The 19,153-nt window shown below is 64.1% G+C and carries 15 protein-coding genes and 1 tRNA gene; 5 read left to right on the top strand and 11 right to left on the bottom strand.

Annotation, left to right across the window (positions count from 1 at the left end):
* The first annotated feature begins 124 nt into the window (after nucleotides 1–124).
* Both FJ490_RS10080 and FJ490_RS10075 read left to right on the top strand, forming a co-directional pair.
* On the top strand, nucleotides 125–2,194 hold the full coding sequence (locus FJ490_RS10080; protein WP_140728758.1) for a transcriptional regulator: 2,070 nt from the start codon (nucleotides 125–127) through the stop codon (nucleotides 2,192–2,194).
* Nucleotides 2,195–2,291: 97 nt separating this feature from the next.
* Entirely contained in the window at nucleotides 2,292–2,468 is a 177-nt protein-coding gene (locus FJ490_RS10075; protein WP_181165187.1) for a hypothetical protein, read from the top strand.
* A gap of 182 nt (nucleotides 2,469–2,650) precedes the next feature.
* On the opposite strand, the gene FJ490_RS10070 is transcribed toward FJ490_RS10075, so the two are convergent.
* From FJ490_RS10070 to FJ490_RS10020, 10 genes are all read right to left on the bottom strand, one after another.
* Nucleotides 2,651–2,735: transfer RNA gene (locus tag FJ490_RS10070), tRNA-Leu, on the bottom strand.
* Between the two features lie 286 nt (nucleotides 2,736–3,021).
* Nucleotides 3,022–3,642, bottom strand: a complete 621-nt coding sequence (locus tag FJ490_RS10060; RefSeq protein ID WP_140728757.1) for a 2,3-bisphosphoglycerate-dependent phosphoglycerate mutase — start codon at nucleotides 3,640–3,642, stop codon at nucleotides 3,022–3,024.
* A gap of 93 nt (nucleotides 3,643–3,735) precedes the next feature.
* Nucleotides 3,736–4,578 carry a 4-hydroxy-tetrahydrodipicolinate reductase gene (gene dapB, locus FJ490_RS10055; RefSeq protein ID WP_140491697.1) on the bottom strand — a complete coding sequence of 281 codons (843 nt, stop codon included), beginning with the start codon at nucleotides 4,576–4,578 and terminating at the stop codon, nucleotides 3,736–3,738.
* Nucleotides 4,575–6,497 carry an ABC transporter ATP-binding protein gene (locus tag FJ490_RS10050; protein WP_140728756.1) on the bottom strand — a complete coding sequence of 641 codons (1,923 nt, stop codon included), beginning with the start codon at nucleotides 6,495–6,497 and terminating at the stop codon, nucleotides 4,575–4,577. The genes dapB and FJ490_RS10050 overlap by 4 nt, the downstream gene beginning before the upstream one ends.
* A gap of 107 nt (nucleotides 6,498–6,604) precedes the next feature.
* Complete coding sequence (locus tag FJ490_RS10045) at nucleotides 6,605–7,630, bottom strand: glucokinase (protein WP_140524358.1); 1,026 nt, start codon at nucleotides 7,628–7,630, stop codon at nucleotides 6,605–6,607.
* A 133-nt stretch (nucleotides 7,631–7,763) separates the two neighbouring features.
* Entirely contained in the window at nucleotides 7,764–8,354 is a 591-nt protein-coding gene (locus tag FJ490_RS10040) for a cation transporter (RefSeq protein WP_140524360.1), read from the bottom strand.
* A gap of 68 nt (nucleotides 8,355–8,422) precedes the next feature.
* Nucleotides 8,423–9,505, bottom strand: a complete 1,083-nt coding sequence (gene mepA / locus FJ490_RS10035; protein ID WP_140524361.1) for a penicillin-insensitive murein endopeptidase — start codon at nucleotides 9,503–9,505, stop codon at nucleotides 8,423–8,425.
* Nucleotides 9,506–9,652: 147 nt separating this feature from the next.
* Nucleotides 9,653–10,555 (bottom strand): SDR family oxidoreductase, encoded by a 903-nt coding sequence (locus tag FJ490_RS10030; RefSeq protein WP_140728755.1) that lies wholly within the window; start codon nucleotides 10,553–10,555, stop codon nucleotides 9,653–9,655.
* Nucleotides 10,552–11,706, bottom strand: a complete 1,155-nt coding sequence (gene queG, locus FJ490_RS10025) for a tRNA epoxyqueuosine(34) reductase QueG (protein ID WP_140728754.1) — start codon at nucleotides 11,704–11,706, stop codon at nucleotides 10,552–10,554. Before queG ends, FJ490_RS10030 begins: the two co-directional genes overlap by 4 nt.
* A complete protein-coding gene (locus FJ490_RS10020; protein ID WP_140491712.1) occupies nucleotides 11,687–12,379 on the bottom strand; it encodes a glutathione S-transferase family protein in 693 nt (230 codons plus the stop codon). Before FJ490_RS10020 ends, queG begins: the two co-directional genes overlap by 20 nt.
* Before the next feature lie 317 nt (nucleotides 12,380–12,696).
* Between FJ490_RS10020 and FJ490_RS10015 the strand changes: the two genes are divergently transcribed.
* Together FJ490_RS10015 and FJ490_RS10010 are read left to right on the top strand one after the other, a co-directional pair.
* Nucleotides 12,697–13,503 carry an undecaprenyl-diphosphate phosphatase gene (locus tag FJ490_RS10015; RefSeq protein WP_140649544.1) on the top strand — a complete coding sequence of 269 codons (807 nt, stop codon included), beginning with the start codon at nucleotides 12,697–12,699 and terminating at the stop codon, nucleotides 13,501–13,503.
* A gap of 243 nt (nucleotides 13,504–13,746) precedes the next feature.
* Nucleotides 13,747–15,387 carry an ABC transporter substrate-binding protein gene (locus FJ490_RS10010; RefSeq protein ID WP_140728753.1) on the top strand — a complete coding sequence of 547 codons (1,641 nt, stop codon included), beginning with the start codon at nucleotides 13,747–13,749 and terminating at the stop codon, nucleotides 15,385–15,387.
* A 776-nt stretch (nucleotides 15,388–16,163) separates the two neighbouring features.
* On the opposite strand, the gene FJ490_RS33510 is transcribed toward FJ490_RS10010, so the two are convergent.
* Nucleotides 16,164–16,298: a hypothetical protein gene (locus FJ490_RS33510; protein WP_281405699.1), complete on the bottom strand. Its 135-nt coding sequence runs from the start codon at nucleotides 16,296–16,298 to the stop codon at nucleotides 16,164–16,166.
* A gap of 318 nt (nucleotides 16,299–16,616) precedes the next feature.
* Here FJ490_RS33510 and FJ490_RS10000 point away from each other — a divergent pair, with 318 nt between their 5' ends.
* Nucleotides 16,617–19,136, top strand: coding sequence for a DEAD/DEAH box helicase family protein (locus FJ490_RS10000; RefSeq protein WP_140728752.1), 2,520 nt, complete (start codon nucleotides 16,617–16,619; stop codon nucleotides 19,134–19,136).
* Nucleotides 19,137–19,153: the final 17 nt, after the last annotated feature.

The raw sequence follows: 19,153 nt of genomic DNA, 5'->3' as shown, positions 1-19,153 counted from the left end.
TGCCGGCAATGCGGCTGCCCGCATCCCGGCGCGCAACTCGCAACCGGGTGCGTTCATGCCGTGTTCGGTGATAAACGAGGGCCGACCGGCCAACGTGGGAGGAAGCGTGGGAGCAAGCGTGGAAATGCACGTGGAATCCGCTCGACCGAGCCTGGATCGCGGCAAGCCCGCTCTTGCCGTGCGCCTGCTCGGGCCGTTTGCGGTCGTGCGCGATGGCGTGCGGGCCGAATTGCCGGCATCGCGCAAGCTGCGCGCGCTGCTTGCCTATCTGGCGCTGGCGCCGCATCCGGTGGGACGCGCTCGGCTGTGCGAGCTCTTGTGGGATGTTCCGAACGATCCCAGGGGCGAGTTGCGTTGGTGCCTCAGCAAGCTTCGCGCCGTCCTCGACGAGCCGGGGCACCGTCGAGTCGAGACACAGGACGACACGGTCGAATTGCGCCTCGATGGCTGTTTCGTCGACGCGCTGGAGGTTAGCGCCGCCGCCGCGCAAGGGATCGCCTCGCTCGACGCCGAGCGCCTGCGATCGCTGTCGGAGCTGTTCGCCGGCGACTTTCTCGACGGTCTGGAGCTAGACCGCAGCCCGTTTTTCGAGAGCTGGCTGATCGCGCAGCGCCGCCGCTTCCAGTCGTGTCACGCCGCCCTGCTGGAGCACCTTGTCGCGGCGGCTCCGCCCGGTTCGGAGGCGGCAGCAGCCGGTCTTGACCGGTGGGTGGAGCTGGCGCCGTTCGACGGCCGCGCGCATCTGGCGCTGCTCACGCATCTGGCCGGGCGCGGCGCCATCGGCGCGGCCGAGCAGCACCTGACGGCGACGGCGCAATTGTTCCAATCGGAAGGGTTGGACTTCGGACCGGTGCGCGCGGCCTGGCAGGCGCTGCGCGACAAGCCAGCGGAAGATCGGCCAGCGGAAGATCGGCCGTCGATAGATCGGCCGGCGGTAGATCGGCTTGCGGCGCAGCCCGCCGGCATCGCGGCATCGCCGCCGTCGCCCGCTCCGGCGGGCGTGGAGCCCAGCCACGCCTCGCTGGCGGTGATGCCGTTCGTCGAGACTGCCGGCCCTTGCGGCACGCGCGGCGGGATCGCCGACGGCCTGACCCATGACATCATCACGCGTCTGGCCAAGCTCAGGGATTTCTTCGTCATCGCGCGCGGCTCGGTCTTCGCGCTCGCCGAGAAAAACATCGCGCCGCAGGAAGCGGGGCGGCAGCTGAATGTGGACTATGTCGCCACCGGCACGGTGGGCACCGTGGCCGGCCGCGTCATCATCGCCGTCGAGCTCATCGAGGTTCGCACGGCCAGGATCGTCTGGGCCGAGAGCTTCGAGCGCCGGGCCGACGACCTCTTCGGCGTGCTCGACGATATCGGCAACGCGATCGTCTCGTCTATCTCGGCCGAGATCGAGACGGTCGAGCGCAACCGCGCCATGCTGAAGGCGCCCAACTCGCTCAACGCCTGGGAGGCCTATCACCGCGGCCTCTGGCACATGTATCGCTTCACCCAGCCGGAAAACGAGTTGGCGCAGCATTTCTTCGGCGTGGCGACGGCGCTCGACCCGACCTTCGCCCGCGCCCATGCCGGCCTGTCCTTCACCCATTGGCAAAGCGCTTTCCAGCGCTGGGGCGACCGCGACCACGAAAGCGCGCTAGCCTACGAGACAGCGGGGCACAGTCTCCTGGTTGACGAACAGAACCCTGCCGCGCACTGGGCGATGGGCCGGGCGCTGTGGCTGCGCGGCGAACAGGACGGATCGCTCTTTGAATTGGAACGGGCAGTGGAGCTCAGCCCCAATTTCGCGCTCGGCCACTATGCGCTGTCCTTCGTCCACTCGCAGTCAGGCGATCCGCAGTCGGCGATCGGCTCCTCCGACCATTCGCGCCATCTCAGCCCTTTCGACCCGCTGCTGTTCGGCATGCTGGGCGCGCGCGCCATGTCGCATGTGCGGCTCGGCCAGTTCGAGGAAGCCGCGGAATGGGCGCTGAAGGCGGCGGCGCGGCCCAATGCCCACGCCATCATCCTGGCGATAGCAGCACACTGCCTGGCGCTGGCCGGGCGGCTCGACGAGGCACGCAATTTCGCCGCCGCCCTCCGCAAGGCGCTGCCGGACTACCGCGCCGACGATTTCATCGGCACGTTCCGTTTCGAGGCGGACGCGGAGGCATTGTTCCGGCAAGGCGCAAAGCGGATCGGATTGAACTGAACCCGCGCAATTCCCGCCGATTAACGATTTCGGAAGGGGTTGTTTAACCGTTCGTCGCTATGTCAGCGCCCGGGAGGGGCATGACAGAGAGTGTATGATGAGCGACAGCCCTGACAAGCGCAATGAATGGCGCGCCATTCTTTACGTGCAAGCCCGCGTGGCGGTCCTGTTCGTCCCGGTCGTCGCCAGCCTGCTGATCATCGCCGCACTTGCCGGCAACGACCGCAAATCCGTTCCCGCCGTCGACCGGACGGTGACAGGCTCCGTGCGATAAGGGCTCGGTCATCGACAGCGCACGTTTCCCGGCAGGCGTGCGCATGATGTCGGGCAAATCCCTGCGGCTTTCTGTTGGCGGGAATGACGATGCGATCGGTCGCACAGGCAACAAAAAAGCCCGGACGAGCCGGGCTTTTTCTGCGAGTCTCTGAACCGTCGAACGGTTCAGAGACGGGAATTTGGTGCCCAGAAGAGGACTCGAACCTCCACTCCTTGCGGAACACGGACCTGAACCGTGCGCGTCTACCAATTCCGCCATCTGGGCTGGTGCGGGCTCAATAAGCGGGCGAGCGGTGTGTGTCAACGCGGTTTTTTTTTCGAGGGCTGCCGCGCGCCGGCTCAGTTTCGGGCGTTGGCGCCGCCCCTCACCTGCCTGCCGGCATCCTCTCCCCGTATAGTGACGGGGAGAGGGGCGCTTTCATCAACGGTTTCGCCAATCACCAGCGTTGCGGCCAGCCCTTTCTCCCCGTCACTATACGGGGAGAAATGTCCGGCAGGACAATGAGGGGCGGCGCCGACTTTGACAATTTGGTGACCAGGACGCTTGCCGGTCAGCCCTCCAACACTTCCTTCGACGCCACGGTGGAATCGGCGTTGAGCGTGTAGATGACCGGCACGCCGGTGCCGAGCTCCAGCTTGACGATCTCCTCGCCCGACTTGCCGTCCAGCGCCATGATCAGCGCACGCAGCGAATTTCCGTGGGCGGCGACCAGGACCGTGCCGCCGCGCAACACATGCGGCTGGAGGTCGTGCAGGTAATAAGGCCAGACGCGGGCGCCGGTGTCCTTCAGGCTTTCGCCACCGGGGGGCGGCACGTCGTAGGAGCGGCGCCAGACATGCACCTGCTCCTCGCCCCATTTCTTGCGCGCGTCGTCCTTGTTGAGGCCGGAGAGGTCGCCATAGTCGCGCTCGTTCAGCGCCTGGTCGCGGACGGTTTTCAGGTCGCTCTGGCCGACGGCGTCAAGAATGTGCTGGCAGGTTTTTTGCGCCCGGACCAGCGCCGAGGTGAAGGCGATGTCGAACTTCAGGCCGCGTACCTTGAGCTTCTGCCCGGCTGCCTTGGCCTCGGCGTGGCCCTGTTCGGTCAGGTCGACGTCGCGCCAGCCGGTGAACAGGTTCTTCAAATTCCATTCGCTCTGGCCATGGCGCACGAGCACGAGGGTTCTCGACATTTTTGCTCCTCTGGGATCTGAGCAATTCCAGCAGAAGTGGGAAGCGGTTTTCTGTCCGGAATTGCATGGGGATGAAAACGGTCCAGGATCGTTTCAGGCAAGCCCGAGCACGTCCCGCATCGAGTAAAGGCCGGGCTTCCTGCCATGCGCCCACAGGGCTGCCTTGACGGCGCCGCGGGCGAAGATGGTGCGGTCCTCGGCATGATGGGCGAGCGTGATGCGTTCGCCGGTGCCGGCCAGGATGACGCTGTGGTCGCCGACCACCGAGCCGCCGCGCAGGGTTGCGAAGCCGATCGAGCCCGGCTTGCGCACGCCGGTGTGGCCGTCGCGGACGCGCACATCGTTGCCGGCAAGCGCAATACCGCGCCCCGCGGCGGCGGCTTCGCCCAGCAGCAGAGCGGTGCCGGACGGCGCGTCGACCTTGTGCCTGTGATGCATTTCGAGGACCTCGATGTCGAAATCCCCGGCGTCGAGGGCGCGCGCGGCCTGTTCGACCAGCACCGCCAGGAGATTGACGCCGAGGCTCATATTGCCCGACTTGACGATCGTCGCATGGCGCGCCGCGGCGGCGATCCTGGCATCGTCGTCGGCCGAGCAGCCGGTCGTGCCGATGACATGGACGATGCGCGCCTGCGCGGCATAGCCGGCGAATTCGACGGTCGCAGCCGGGGCGGTGAAATCGAGCACGCCGTCCGCCCCGGCAAAGGCCGGCAGCGGATCGTCCGATATCGGCACATTGATGATGCCGATGCCGGCAAGCTCGCCTGCATCCTTGCCGAGATAGGGCGATCCCTGCCGCTCGATCGCGCCGGCGACGCGTGCGCCCGGCATTGTGTGGATGGCGCGGATCAGCGTCTGGCCCATGCGGCCGGCGGCGCCCACCACTACCAGGCCCATATCGCCCGCGGGTCTGTCGGCTGTCGGCGTTTCACTCATCTCGCGCTCCCGGCGATGCCCTGCGTCTCGATAGGTTGCGTCGGCCCTGGCGCCGGAGTTTGGATCGGCGCGCCGTCATCGACAAGCCCCAGGCCCTTCCTGCCCTGCACCCGGTGGAAGCGGGAATAGACGCTGTGCGGGTCGGCCATCAGCGAGGCATGGGTGCCCTGTTCGACCAGATGACCCTGTTCCAGCACGATGATGTGGTCGGCATTGACCACCGTCGACAGCCGGTGGGCGATGACGATGGTGGTGCGCCCCTCCATGACGTGGGTCAGCGCTTCCTGGACCTTGGCTTCCGCCTCATTGTCGAGCGCCGAGGTCGCCTCGTCGAGCAGCAGGATCGGCGCCTGGCGGACGATGGCGCGGGCGATCGATACACGCTGGCGCTGGCCGCCCGACAGCGACGCGCCGTTTTCGCCGACGGGCGTGTCGTAGCCCAGCGGCTGCTGGCGGATGAAGCCATCGGCCTGGGCCAGTCGCGCGGCCTGCTCGATCTCGGCGTCTGTGGCGGAGAGCCGGCCATAGCGGATGTTGTCGCGTATGGTGCCTTCGAACAGGTAGGGCTGCTGCGAAACATAGGCGATGGAGCTGCGCAGCGACTGCTTGGTGATCTTCGAAATGTCCTGGCCGTCGATCTCGATCGTGCCCGCCTCGACGTCGTAGAAGCGCTGCAGCAGCGCCACCAGCGTCGTCTTGCCGGCGCCTGAGGCGCCGACGATGGCGGTCATCTTGCCGGCGGCGGCGACGAAGCTGAGGTCCTGCAGGACCGGTGCCTCCTCGACATAGCGGAAGCTCACATTGTTGAAGCGCACTTCGCCCGTGGTGAAATTCGCCTCGGCGGCTTCCGGCGCGTCGCCCTGCTGCGGTTCGAGATCGAGGATTTCGTAGATCATGCGCGCATTGACCAACGCGCGCTCCATGCCGACCTGCATGCGCGCCAGCCGCCTTGCCGGGTCGTAGGCCAGCATCAGCGCGGTGATGAAGGAGAAGACGGCGCCCGGCGGCTGCCCGAGGACGAGCGCACGATAGCCGGAATAGGCGATGACGCCGGTGACGGCGAGACCGGCCAGCATGTCGGAAATCGGCGACAGCCGTTCCGAAACCCGGGCGATCTTGTTGCCGCGGTGCTCGGCGCTGTTGGCGAGCTGGCCGATGCGCCGCGACAGCTCGTCCTCCATGGTGAAGGCCTTGACGATGGCGATGCCTTGCGTGGCTTCCTGCATGGCGCCGATCAGCCGCGAGTTGATCTGCACCGATTCGCGGGTGATGCGGCGCACCCGGCGCATCAGATAGACAACGGTGTAGATGAGCGGCGGCCCGATCACCAGCGAGCTGAGCGACAGGACCGGATCCTGGTAGATCATGACGCCGAGCAGCCCGAACAGCGTCACCCCGTCGCGCGCGATCGACGTCAGCGTCATCGACAGCAGGTCGCGAATGCCGTTGACGTTCTCGTTGACCTGCGCCGCCAGCCGGCCCGATCTCGTGTCGTTGAAGAACCCGACGCCGAGCTTCATCAGGTGATCGAAGATGCGGCGCTGGTAGCGCGCAACCAGATTGTTGCCGACGGTCGCCAGCGTCACCGCCTGGCCGTAGCCGGCGAAACCGCGCACGAGAAAGGCGCCCATGACGCCGGCGCAAATCCACACGATCAGATCGCCGCGCCGCTCATAGAAGATCTGGTTGACGACAGGGCTCATGATCCAGGCGGTGAAAGCGGTCGTGGCGGACACCGCTAGCAGGCAGGCGCCGGCAAAGATGTAGGACCACAAATAGTCGCGGCCGTTCTCGGCGATGATGCGGCGCAGCACCGCCCAGACCTCGCCAGGGGTGGCTTTCTGCTTATGTGGAGCCTGGAGTGTCAAATCGGGAGCGCTTCGTGGTTTCCGCTTGGTGGGACGGGCTGCACACGGCATCCCTTCTGGCGCCCCTCTTAGCGCCAAGCGGCCGGCTTGCCTATGCCTGCGGCTGATTAACTTCGTCGCGGGACCGGACGGACGCCTGGTCCGTCATGCGACCCAGCCTAGGCCTGCCAGCGGCGGCCCGCGGTCTGCACACCGAACAGCGAAGGGTTCCTGGCGTAGGCGGCGAGGCCCAGAAGGGCCGCCAGCGGATGGGTGATGACATAGACGGGCATGGTGCGCATCAGTTCGCTGTGCGGGGCCTTGTCCTCGAAGGCGGCGCGGAAATTGCCCTGTTTCAGCGCCGGCACGATCTTCTGCGCGATGCCGCCGGTGAGAAAGACGCCGCCACGGCTCATGAACACCAAGGCGAGATCGCCGGCGGTGCGCCCAAGGCAGGTGACGAAGATCTCCAGCGCTTCCTGCGCAACCGGATCGGTCCTGGCAAGTGCCGCTGCGGTGATCTCGGCCGGCGTGGTGAAGGGCGACGGCTTGCCGTCCGCCTTGGCTACCGCCCGGTAGACGTTGACCAGACCGCGTCCGCACAGGATCTGCTCGCCCGAAATGCGGCCCTCGATCTTCTCGATGTGCGGGAAAACCTCGAAATCCCTGCTAGAACGCGGGCCGATGTCCATATGGCCGCCCTCGCCGGGCACCGGGATCCAGTGGCGCAGCGCGTGCACCAGCCCGGCGACGCCGAGCCCGGTTCCGGGACCGAGCACCACGCGGCCTGCATTGGGCTCCGGCGCGCCGCCGCCGATCTTTTCCATGTGCTCTTCGCCGAGCGCCACGACGGCCAGCGCCTGCGCCTCGAAATCGTTGAGCACGACGATGTCGCTGAGGCCGAGGCTGGCGAACATCTGCCGGGGCTTGACGATCCACGGGCAATTGGTGAGCTCGATCTCGTCGCCGTCGACCGGGCCGGCCACCGCCAGCACCGCCGAATTGGGGCGGACCGAGGAGCGGTCGAGCACCGCCGCTTGGATCGCCTCGTCGATTGTGTTGTAGCTGGCGGTCTGGACGATCGCCGGCTCGCCGGCTTCCGAATTGGCGTCGAGCACGACCGAGAAGCGCGCATTGGTGCCGCCGATGTCGCCGATCAGGATCGGGAACCGCAGCGCCGTGTCGTCGTCGCCTGTGTTTGGCATGCTTTCTCGTCCGTCCCCGGCGCCCGACGGCCCATTGCCGTTCTCCCGTTGACTAGCGCATGAGTTTGAAAAGGGAAACGGTTTTCGAAACCGATGGTGCGCACGACCGATTTATGAAGCCGAACGGCCGCGACTAGGCTGCCGCCTTGTGCTCCTCGCGGGCAGCGGACCAGACTTCGCGGGCCGCATCGGCGTTCATGGCGGCAATTCCCAGGCCGACAATCAGGTCGGGCCACGCAGAATGCCAGATCACCGCGGTGAGAAGGCCCGCGGCGATTATGGCGACGTTGGCAAAGGCGTCGTTCCGCGCGGAGAGGAACGCGGCCTTTGTCAGGCTGCCGCCGTGATGGCGGAAGCGCGCCAGCATGAACGCGCAAGACAGGTTCACGGCCAAAGCCCCGGCGCCCGCAAGCGACAGCGGCAGCGGCGACGGCGCGACCGGCAGGTTGAACTTGACCCAAGCCGTCCAGAGCGTTGCCAAGGCAGGCACCAGAAGAATCGCCGCCAGAGCCATGCCGACCCTTGCGCGGCTGCGTGCGCCCCAGCCAAGGGCAACGAGAATAAGTAAATTGAGCGAGGCATCTTCCAGGAAATCGACGCTGTCCGCGAACAGCGACACGGAGCCGATCGCAGATGCCACGGCGAACTCGACGATGAAGTAGCCCAGGTTCAGAAGGGCCACCCACCGGACGACGCGGCGAAGGCCTATATCCTGCGTTTGCAATGCCAGCCCTCCTGCTCGCGGGGTGACGAATGAACGGCGGCGAAGCGCCGGGGCGTCAACTGACGCGGTCAGTTTCCCGGCCGTGGCCGCGGCACCGGTACGCCGATCTCGGGCGTCGCGGTGAAGGCGTTCACCATGCCCGGCAGGCCGGCCGTGCCGCTGGCCGCGGTGGCGGGCAGCGACGGCGCCTCGGGTTCGGGCGCGGCGACCGCGACCGGTACGGCGCCGCCGTGATAGGTGGCGGCCTCGACCGAAGCCGGCCCGGGCGCGTCGAGCACGGCGCGGCATTCTCTCGGCAGGTTCGCCATGGTCATCAGGTCGCGCGCCTTGGGCGCATCCGGGTTCTTGTTGGGCCGCCACGGTTCCTGCGTGAACCACCAGGCCAGCGGCTTGCCGCAGCCGTCGTCGGCCGGGGTCGCTTCCTGCGCCTTGCAGTTGGGCGAGCCCGGCTGGCAGCCGATGCGCATGTGGAAATGATAGTCGTGGCCCCAGAACGGCCTGATCTTGCGCAGCCAGGAGCGGTCGCCCCTGACGGTGTCGCAGAGCTTCTTCTTGATGCCGGGATTGACCAGGATGCGCTCGACCTCGGGATAGCTCGCCGCGCGCTTCAAAAGCCGCGTATGCGCCGACGTCCACAGCGCGTCCTTCACCAGATGCGTCTTTTCGTCGACCATCAAGGTCGCGCTCATCGTCTCGCGCCGCGCCATCGACAACGGCCGGCTGGGCATCGGCGTCAGCCAGATGTCGGCATCGAGCCCGATCTGGTGCGAGGCATGGCCGGTCAGCATCGGGCCGCCGCGCGGCTGCGCGATGTCGCCGATCAAAAGGCCCGGCCAGCCGTCGGCGACGGCATCGCGCGACAGTTTCTCGACCAGCGCGATCATCGCCGGATGGCCCCAGCGGCGATTGCGCGACGGCCGCATCACCTGCCAGGTCGGGCCGTCCATGGGGATGGCGACGCCGCCGGCAAAGCAGCCCTTGGAGTAGAAGCCGAAGGATTGCGGGGCGGTCGCCGCCGGCAGTTTCTCGGCGCCGAAGAGGTCCTTGGCGCGTTCCTCGGCCATTGCCGGCGGCGCGGCGAGACTTGTGAGGGCGAGCAGGCCAAAAGCCGCCAGCTGTGAACGCTTGCCGAGCCGCATCGCTGTCTCCATGAACCCCCGCCGCAAACCCAAGCCCGAATCATAGCACGCAATGGACGTTGCTTCGATCGCCGGAGCGGTTCCGTTTCTCACAAACCGGTCAACCGCCCTGTTTTCTTTTCCGACGCATTCCGGCCCGAAACCGTGTCACGGAATGCGTCAGCGTTTCATCGGGCTGCGCGGCGCGCCGTCGCGCCAGTCGCCGCTTGCCCACATATGGTCGAAGGCGGCGCGGTAATCCGGGAAGCGGAACCGGTAGCCCGTCGCCTTGAGCGCCGCGTTGGCGACGCGCTTGTTCTCGCCATAGAAGGACCGCGCCATGGGCGAAAGTTGGGCGGCCTCGAAGGGAATTTCGGGCGGCGGCGTGATGCCCATCAGCGCGGCGGCATAGGCCACCACGTCCTGCGGCGGCGCCGGCTCATCGTCGGTGACGTTGAAGATGCCGCCCGTATCATCCCCGATGAGATGCCACAGCGCGCCGGCTATATCGTCGCAATGGATGCGGTTGAACACCTGGCCGGGCTTGACCAGCCGCCGCGCGGTGCCGTTTTCCAGATTGACCAAGGCGTTACGGCCGGGGCCGTAGATGCCGGAGAGCCGCAACACCGCCACCGGCCGGCCGATCTCGCGGCCAAGCCGCAGCCAATCCTGCTCGGCCGCCACCCGCATCGCCGAGCGTTTCGACACCGGCCGGCATTGCGCCGTCTCGTCGACCCAGGCGCCGCCATGGTCGCCATAAACGCCGACGGTGGAGAGATAGCCGATCCATTCGAGCGCAGGCATCCGGACGATCGCCTCGCGGGCGGCATTCAGCACGGGATCGCCGGCCTCCTCGGGCGCGGTCGAGATCACCAGATGGGTTGTTGTCGCCAGCGCGTCGCCGAGTTCGCCGGTCAGCGCGCCATCGAACAGCAGCGGCGCGATGCCGGCCTGGCGGAGCGCCTCGAATTTTTCCACGGAGCGCGTCGTGCCGCCGACCGTCGTGGCGGACTCCCTGTTGGCGCGCGCAAAAGCCTTGCCCGAATAGCCGGCGCCGAAGATGAATATCCGCTTTTCGCTCATGCAGGCGCCCTGGCTGGAACCGGCCGCGCCCATTCCTCACGCACGGCCGCGTCGCTCTCGGTTTCCAGGCCGGTCGCGGCGCGTTCGGCATATTCGGCCTCGGGCACCAGCCGCGCCAGCGCCCATATTGCCGCGCCCCGCACCAGCGGCGAGGCGTCGGCGAGCAAGGCGCGCACGGCGCCGGCAAGCGCGGCATCGCGAGAATTGCCGGCAGCGATCAGCACGTTGCGGACAAAGCGGTCGCGGCCGATGCGCTTGACCGGCGAACCGGAAAAGAAAGCGCGAAAGGCCGTGTCGTTCAGCCGCAGGAGATCGGCCAGCGCCGGCTCGCGTAGGTCCTCGCGCGCAGCAAGCTTGGCCTCGGACGCCACCTTGGCGAACTTGTTCCACGGGCAGGCGGCGAGGCAATCGTCGCAGCCATAGATGCGGTTGCCGATCGCCTCGCGGAATTCATGCGGGATCGGCTCCTTGTTCTCGATGGTGAGATAGGAGATGCAGCGCCGCGCATCGAGCCGGTAGGGCGCCGGGAAGGCATCGGTCGGGCAGGCGTCGAGGCAGGCGCGGCAGGAGCCGCAATGGTCCTCCTCCGGCAGGTCTGGAACCAGTTCGGCCGTCGTGAAGATGGTGCCGAGGAACAGCCAGGAACCATGCTGCCGGCTGACCAGATTGGTGTGCTTGCCTTGCCAGCCGAGCCCGGCGGCCTCGGCCAGCGGCTTTTCCATGACGGGCGCCGTATCGACGAAGACTTTGACGTCGCCTCCCGCCCGCGCCACGATCTTGCCGGCGATTTCCTTCAGCCGGCCCTTGATCACCTCGTGATAGTCGCGGTTTTGCGCGTAGACCGAGATCGCGCCCCGGTCGCGCCTGGCCAACAGGTCGCGGGGATCGTGGTCCGGCCCGTAATTCATCGCCAGCACGACGATCGAACGCACCTGCGGCCACAGGCTTGACGGCTCGCTGCGGCGTTGCAGCGTCTCGGCGATCCAGCCCATGGAGCCATGGAACCCGTCCGCGACGAAGGCGGCGAGCCGGGCCGGCGCCAGCGGGATCGCATCGGGGGTAGTGACGGCGACCGCCTCGAAACCGGCGCGCCGCGCCTGCGCGTCGATCAGCGCGCGCAGTTTTGCGGCGTCAGAAGTCGAGGTCCGCATAATGCGACACCGGCGACAGGCCGCGCACGCGGTCGGTCAAGAGCGGCCGGAACGAAGGCCGCGACTTCACCCGCGTGTACCATTCGCGCGCGGCGGTGTGCTCGCGCCAGTCGATCTCGCCGAGATAGTCGAGCACCGAAAGGGTAGCGGCGGCGGCGAGGTCGGCATAGGTGACCCTCGATCCGGCCAGCCAGTGGCGGGTGCCGGCCAGCCAGTTGGTGTATTTCATGTGCTGGCGGATGTTGGCCCGCGCCGCGCGGATGGCGGCCGAATCGGGCGAGCCGCCACCCGCGGTTTCCGGCATGACCGGCTTCAGCACGCGCTCGCGCACCAGATGCCGGGTGACTTCGCTCTCGGCCTTGTGGAGATACCAGTCGGTCAGCCGGCGGATCTCGGCGCGCTGCATCGGGTCCTCGGCGAACAGGCGCTTGTCGCGCTTCAGGACGCCGCGCGTCTCGTCGAGATATTCCGAGATGACCGTGGCGCCGACGATCGGCACGTCGCCCTCGGCCAAAAGGATCGGCAGCGTGCCGGCCGGGTTCAGCGCCAAGAACTCCTTGCGCCGCGTCCACGGCTTCTCCTCGATCAGCGCCAGTTCCTCGCCATACTCGCCGAAAGCGAGGCGCACGAACCGGCAGGAGGCGAACATGGGATGATGGAAAAGCGTCAGCATGGTTCCGCGATGATAAAGCGTACTGGTGGTTTGGATTGAAGTTCCTGTCCCCTCAACGGCATCCGCGTTCAGGAACTTCAAATTCAAACCACACCAGAACTTGAAGTTGGCAGTGTGGCTCAGAATCCGGAATTCGCGCATCGCGCTCCTCCCGGCTGTGGCGAATTCCGGATTGCCACACTGGCGAATCGCCCGGCGCACCGGTAAGTCTTGGCCGCCCGATAAGCGGGCCGTCAGGGTGTTGCGACCTATAGGGGGAGTTCGGCGCCATGACAAGCAAGCCCTGTCAGCCCATCCCGCGAATGCCGAGGTAGCCAATGGAAAGCCAGACAATCGTCGAAGCCCTGCTGCTCGGTCTGCTGGAGGGATTGACCGAGTTCATTCCGGTGTCCTCGACCGGCCATATCCTGCTCGCCGGCCACTTTCTCGGCTTCCACTCGACCGGCAAGGCCTTCGAGATCCTGATCCAGCTCGGCGCCATCCTGGCCATTCTGAGCGTCTATTTCCGGCGCTTGTGGCAGATGCTGCTCGACCTGCCGCATGACCGGCTGACGCGGCATTTCGTCATCGGCATCCTCATCGCCTTCCTGCCGGCGGCCATCATCGGCGCGCTGGCGCATGATTTCATCAAGACCATCCTGTTCGAATCGCCGCGGCTGATCTGCATCATGCTGATCATCGGCGGCGTGGTGCTGCTCGTCGTCGACCGCATGAAGCTGAAGCCGATGTACCGCGACGTCGAACGCTTCCCGACGCGGCTCTATTTGCAGATCGGGCTGTTCCAGTGCCTGTCGCTGATCCCCGGCACTTCACGCTCGGGCTCGACCATCGTCGGCGCCCTGCTGCTTGGCGTCGACAAGCGGGCGGCGGCGGAATTTTCCTTCTTCCTCGCCATCCCCACCATGGTCGGCGCCTTCGCCTTCGACCTGTTCAAGAACCGCAACGTGCTGACGTCGGCCGACCTGCCGATCATCGCCGTCGGCTTCGTCGCCGCCTTCGTCACCGCGCTGCTGGTGGTGCGCCTGCTGCTCGATTACGTCTCGCGCAAGGGCTATGCGCTGTTCGGCTGGTGGCGGCTGGTGGTCGGCATCGTCGGGCTCGCCGCGCTGATGATCTGGGGGTGACCTCGTCATCCACGGGCGAAGCAAGGAGCGCAGCGACGCCGCGCAGACCCGTGGATGACGAAGGTGAAGGCCTTCGCGCGCCCCTTCATGCGAACCTCCTGCGGAGCAGCGCACAAGTCTTGCGGATTCCAGAACACTCCGCGGCGTAAGCTCGCCCTATCATCCCTCAGGCAATGGCGTCCGGCGAGCCGCATCCGCCCCCGCGCACGCGGTCGGCCGGGCGCCCAACAAGAGGGAACGACGATGAAATTCATGCTGACCGGCAGGAAATTGCACCCGAAAGCCAAACCCGTCGCCGAGGATTTCAGGAGCGGCGCCATCAACCGGCGCGAATATTTTGCGCTCATGGCCGGGCTCGGCGTCAGCGCCGCCGGCGCTTTTGCCCTGGGCGGGCTGGCGCCCACGCCCGCCCGCGCGGCGGAGCCCAGGAAGGGCGGCGTGCTGCGCGTCGCCATGAACGTCAAGGGTTTCAAGGATCCGCGCACCTTCGACGGCGTCGAAATGTCCAATGTCGCGCGCCATTGCAACGAATATCTGGTGCGCTGGAACACCGATTTCTCGTTCGAGCCCTGGCTGCTCGAAAAATGGGAGATGAGCGACGACGCCAAGACGCTCACGCTGCATGTGCGCAAGGGTATCACCTGGTCGAACGGCGATGCCTTCAGCGCCGACGATGTCGTCCACAACCTCAACCGCTGGTGCGAGGCCGGCGTTGCCGGCAATTCGGTCGCCGCGCGCATGGGCGCGCTGGTCAATGCCGACACCAAGAAGGTGGTCGATGGCGGCATCGAGAAGGTCGACGACTTCACCATCAAGCTCAACCTGCCCAAGCCGGACATTTCGCTGATCGCCGGCATGGCCGACTATCCCGCTTTGATCATGCACCGCTCCTATGATGGCGACGGCGATCCGCTGAAGGCACTTTCGATCACCACCGGCCCTTGCGAGCTGGTGAAGTGGGATGCCGAGACGGGAGCGGAGGTGAAGCGCAAGGACAAGCCCTGGTGGAAGGGCGAATTCTGGCTCGACGGCATCCAGTGGATCGACTACGGCTCCGACCCCAACGCCATGCTGTCGGCGTTCGAATCCGGCGAGATCGACACCGACCACGAGACCGCCTCCGATGCCGTCTCGCAGACCGAGCAGATGGGCCTGAAGAATTCCGAGATCGCCACCGGCTCCACCATCGTCGCCCGCTTCAACGTCGCCAACGCGCCCTATGACGACATCAAGATGCGCCGCGCCGCCCAGCTCGCCGTCGACAACTCGGCCGTGCTGGCGCTCGGCCTCGGCGGCCGCGGCAAGCCCGCCGACAACCACCATGTCGGCCCCATGCATCCCGAATATGCCGATATCGGCCCGGCCAAGCGCGACGTGGACGCCTCGAAGAAGCTGCTGGCCGAGTCCGGCAAGGCCGACCATGAATACGACCTCATCTCGGTCGACGTCGAATGGCAGAAGAGCACCGGCGACGCCATAGCGGCGCAGATGCGCGAGGCCGGCCTCAAGATCAAGCGCACCGTGCTGCCCGCCGCCACCTTCTGGAACGACTGGAGCAAATATCCCTTCTCCTGCACCGAGTGGCTCGGACGCCCGCTCGGCGTCCAGGTGCTGGCGCTGGCCTATAAATCGGGCGCCGCCTGGAACGAAAGCGCCTACGCCAACAAGGAGTTCGACGAACTGCTCGATAAGGCGCTTGCCACCCCCGACGCCGCCCAGCGCAAGGAGATCATGGCCGGCATCGAAAAGAATTTGCGCGACTCCGGCATCATCATCCAGCCCTACTGGCGCTCGGTCTACCGCACCTACCGCAAGGGGGTGGAAGGGTGCGAGCAGCACCAGGCGCTGGAGCAGCATTTCGAGAAGGTGTGGATTGAGGGGTGAGGCCAGCGCCGACCTCATTTCCTCGCCCTCACGAAAGTGGGGGAGAGGTGGCCCGGCGAAGCCGGGACGGAGAGGGGGACGCCCTCCGCGAGCCAAAGCCGGCGCAGGAGAAGGCGCGACCATGGTGAGCTGTCCTGAACCCCTGAAACAACCTCCCAGCGCCGCGCTGGCCCCTCTCCGTCCCGGCTTCGCCGGGCCACCCTGCTGGGGCGAGCCACGGGTCTCGCCCCGCCCTTCGGACCCCCACTGCGTGGGGCGAGGAACCAGCGCCATCCTGCCGCCCCATCAGCATCTCCAGTGCTAGCCGCTCGACAGTCAGGTAAGGCGGCGCCAACGCTGGTCTTTCCTTCTCCCCTTGTGGGGTCCGAAGGGCGGGGCGAGACCCGTGGCTCGCCCCAGGGCGGTGGCCTCGCGAAGCGAGGTCGGATGAGGGGTGCTCCAGCTTGGCGCGGGGGGTCGACAACCACCGAATCAAAGCAGATTCACCACCGCCTCACTCCGCTGGAACACCCCTCAACCGTCTCGGCGCTGCGCGCCGATCCACCTTCTCCCACAAGGGGAGAAGGCAAGCCGCCCGCAACGCCGGCGCTTTTTCTGCAACGCTGGCGATTGGCGAAAGCGGCGAAGACAGCATCCTTCGCCCCGTTTACGGGGACAAGATGGCGGCAGCCAGATGAGGGGCGGCGCCAACGCCTGAAATTGAAGCGCGCCGCAAGGGCGGTGAGCCGCACCCAGAGCGCAAAACTGCTGGGCTCGCTGACCACGAGCGCTGCCGCTCAAAGCGTGGTGCCGCCGACATAGGAGGGCACGCTGGCCTCCAGCCCCGGAGCATTGCCGGCCAGCAGCAGGGTCTCGCCGGCAAGGAAGGTGGTAATCCGGCCGCGACGCAATCGTTCCTCAGCCGCTGACATTTCATTGTCAGCATGCGGTCGCCATCGCGAGTGCCGTGCCGTCGATAGGTCCAGAATGTCGCGGAGTGTAGCGCCGGTCACGAACGTGCCGGCCAAGCCGAGGGTGCCGCCGATGGGCGAGCCCGATTGCGGCGACAGTGTCTGAGGTAGTGCGCAAGTGATGCCCCTCGAGCTGGGGAAAGCCAAGGTGAGGAGGCATTGGAAGAAAAAAACAACCTTTTGAAAGATGTTGCTATCTCATCGGACACCTACAACTTTGACATCTATGTTATTTAGTGGTTGCTAAGGCGGTACCTTCGAATCAACACGAGTTGAATTATGGAAGAAAAGTTCAATTTCGGCGGACTTAAGAAGCCGGCAAGCGGCGAAAAGCCAACTCGACCTAAGGATATTTTTGGCCGCCGCCCCTCGGGCACGTCCGGCATCAAGGAATTGTGGCAAGGGCAAGCGTATGCTTTGGACGAATGGTTCAAAGTTAAAGAGAAATCATCCCTAATTTCAATGTACACCGGAGCCGGAAAGACTTTGGTTGGCGTTCTTATCGCACAGAGTTATGTCAATCAGGGCTATTCTAATGTAGTATACGCATGTCCAACAATCGATCTTATACATCAAACGATAAAAGAAGCTCGCAGCATCGGTTCAAATCCGACCACATATTTCGATAGACAATTTTCAGATAACAACTTCGAGCAAGGTAAGTCGTTTTGCGTTACCACCTACCAAGCTTTGCTACCCGCTCGCACCAAGTTCAAGGGAACAAAGACCCCAAGCGCCATCATATTTGACGACGCCCACGTGGGTGAACGGCTCGTCCGGGACGCTTTCACTATAACGGCTCAGCGGAGCAAACATGCTGAGCTATTTGCTGCACTAGCCTCCGAAATCCGTCTAATATTTGATGAGGATGGGACCCTCTACAACTACCAACATGCAATGGCGGATGATAGCACCGGAGCCGGAATTCAGCTTGTTCCGCCAATAGGTGTACTGCGGCACGCTGATCGCATCCAGCAGATACTGAAAGAAAATATCCGAGACTCAGACACTTCGAATGTCTTGAGTTCTGACTATCTACGAGGTCGTCTCTCTCTCTGCGCTATAACGATTTCCAAGAACGTGATCGAGATCACTCCTCCATTTCTGCCGGCCTTGTTTATGCCAATACTCGAGGATAACTCAGTACCTAAGATATTTTTGTCCGCCACTATACACTCCAAAGCTGATATAATTAGAGCGTTCGGAAGATCTTCGATAATAATCGAGCCTACGGTTGACGCTGGTCGCGGAGAGCGGGTTCTTCTTTTTGGGAGTGCGATACCCGAATTTGCGAGAAGTCCGGCAAACATAGAAGCTTTGACCCGACGGCACAAAGTGCTTGTTGCCGTGCCAAACAGCAAGAAGGCTTTAGGTTGGCAAACTGTTGTGGCCCAAGCATCCAGTGATTCGGACTTCACTGCCCGGCTCAACGCGTTCAGACGCTCACGAGATGGAGCATTTATCCTTGTTGGTCGTTACGACGGCATTGACCTTCCAGACGACCAATGTCGGATCATGTTGGTCGATGGCTTGCCAGTGGGCGCTACTCAGTTGGAACGGTTTTCATTCGATGTTTTGAAGCTAGATCGAGCTTTTATGTCGACCGTTGCCAATAGGATCACTCAGCTTTTTGGCCGTATCAATCGAGGGAAGACAGATTTTGGTGTCTACATAATTCCCGACAAAGACGTGGAAAATTGGCTTAGGAACGTTCGGAACATCACAAACTTTCCACGGATTCTCCAAGAGCAGATTAAGCTGTCGGAATTTTTCAACGAAGACATTAAAGGCGCCCCAATGGAGCGCATACTGGCGATTATAGATCAGATAATCGAAAGAGATCCAGAATGGATCGACTACTACGACTCGCATATCAATAATCAGCTGCTTGATGACCAAAAGATCGGAGAGCGGGAAGTTGAGAACAAAATTGATGATTTATATGCGAAGAAGGAGACTCGATTTATCCTGAAGATGTGGCAGGGGGACATTGCTGGCGCCCTCGCCGAATTTGAAGGAAATCAAGACAGCCTTTCCCAAATCAATCCCCGCCTTCATGGATGGTATTCGGTATGGATTGGGATCGCTCATCAAAAAATTGGCGACGAAGAAGCCAGTTACGATTGGTTCGACGAGGCCAGGCGCAAACTGGGCGCGCGTGTAAGCTTACCTCGGAGACCTCGGCTTTTGGAGCTAAATCCTGAAAAGGAAAAGACATTCTTCGAAGAGGGGCTTCGCCGACTGCTTGTTCTTGAACGGCCCAAATTTACAAGGGAGGTCGGACGAATAACGGAGCTTGTCGCACCCGCCTTTGTTCAGAGTGATCACAAGCTAGCTGAAGAGGGCATCCGGCAGTTGGGGAGTACTCTTGGATTCGATGCGAGACGACCGTGTACAGACCACGGGACCGGCCCAGATGGGATCTGGATCGATCATTACTCTAAGACGATCATTGGCTTTGAGCTGAAAAATGAAAAGCTCGCTAGCTCCGAGATTTCCAAGAGCGATATCGGGCAGTGCCACGATCACATAGAGTGGATCACCTCCCATTTTGGTGAGTATGAGCTCATCGGATTTGTTATCTATACGGGCGCAACGAAGATATCAGAGAAAGCAAACCCCTCCCCTATTATGCATGTTGTAAGTTTCGGCAAAGCAAAGCGGCTTTGGAGTGACCTTACGACCCTGCTTGGAGATTTAAGCCGCTTAACGTTGGTGGAGAGCTTCGCAATGGCGAATAAGCTCGGCGAAAGTCCTGAGTGGAGAACTCAGGGCGTTCTGACGCGTCTATCTTCTTAAGGGAATTTCATTCGACC

The sequence above is a fragment of the Mesorhizobium sp. B2-5-11 genome (assembly GCF_006440835.1).
Taxonomy (GTDB): Bacteria; Pseudomonadota; Alphaproteobacteria; order Rhizobiales; family Rhizobiaceae; genus Mesorhizobium.
The sequence above is the reverse complement of the archived record's forward strand: the minus strand, read 5'-3'. Positions and strand labels throughout refer to the sequence as shown.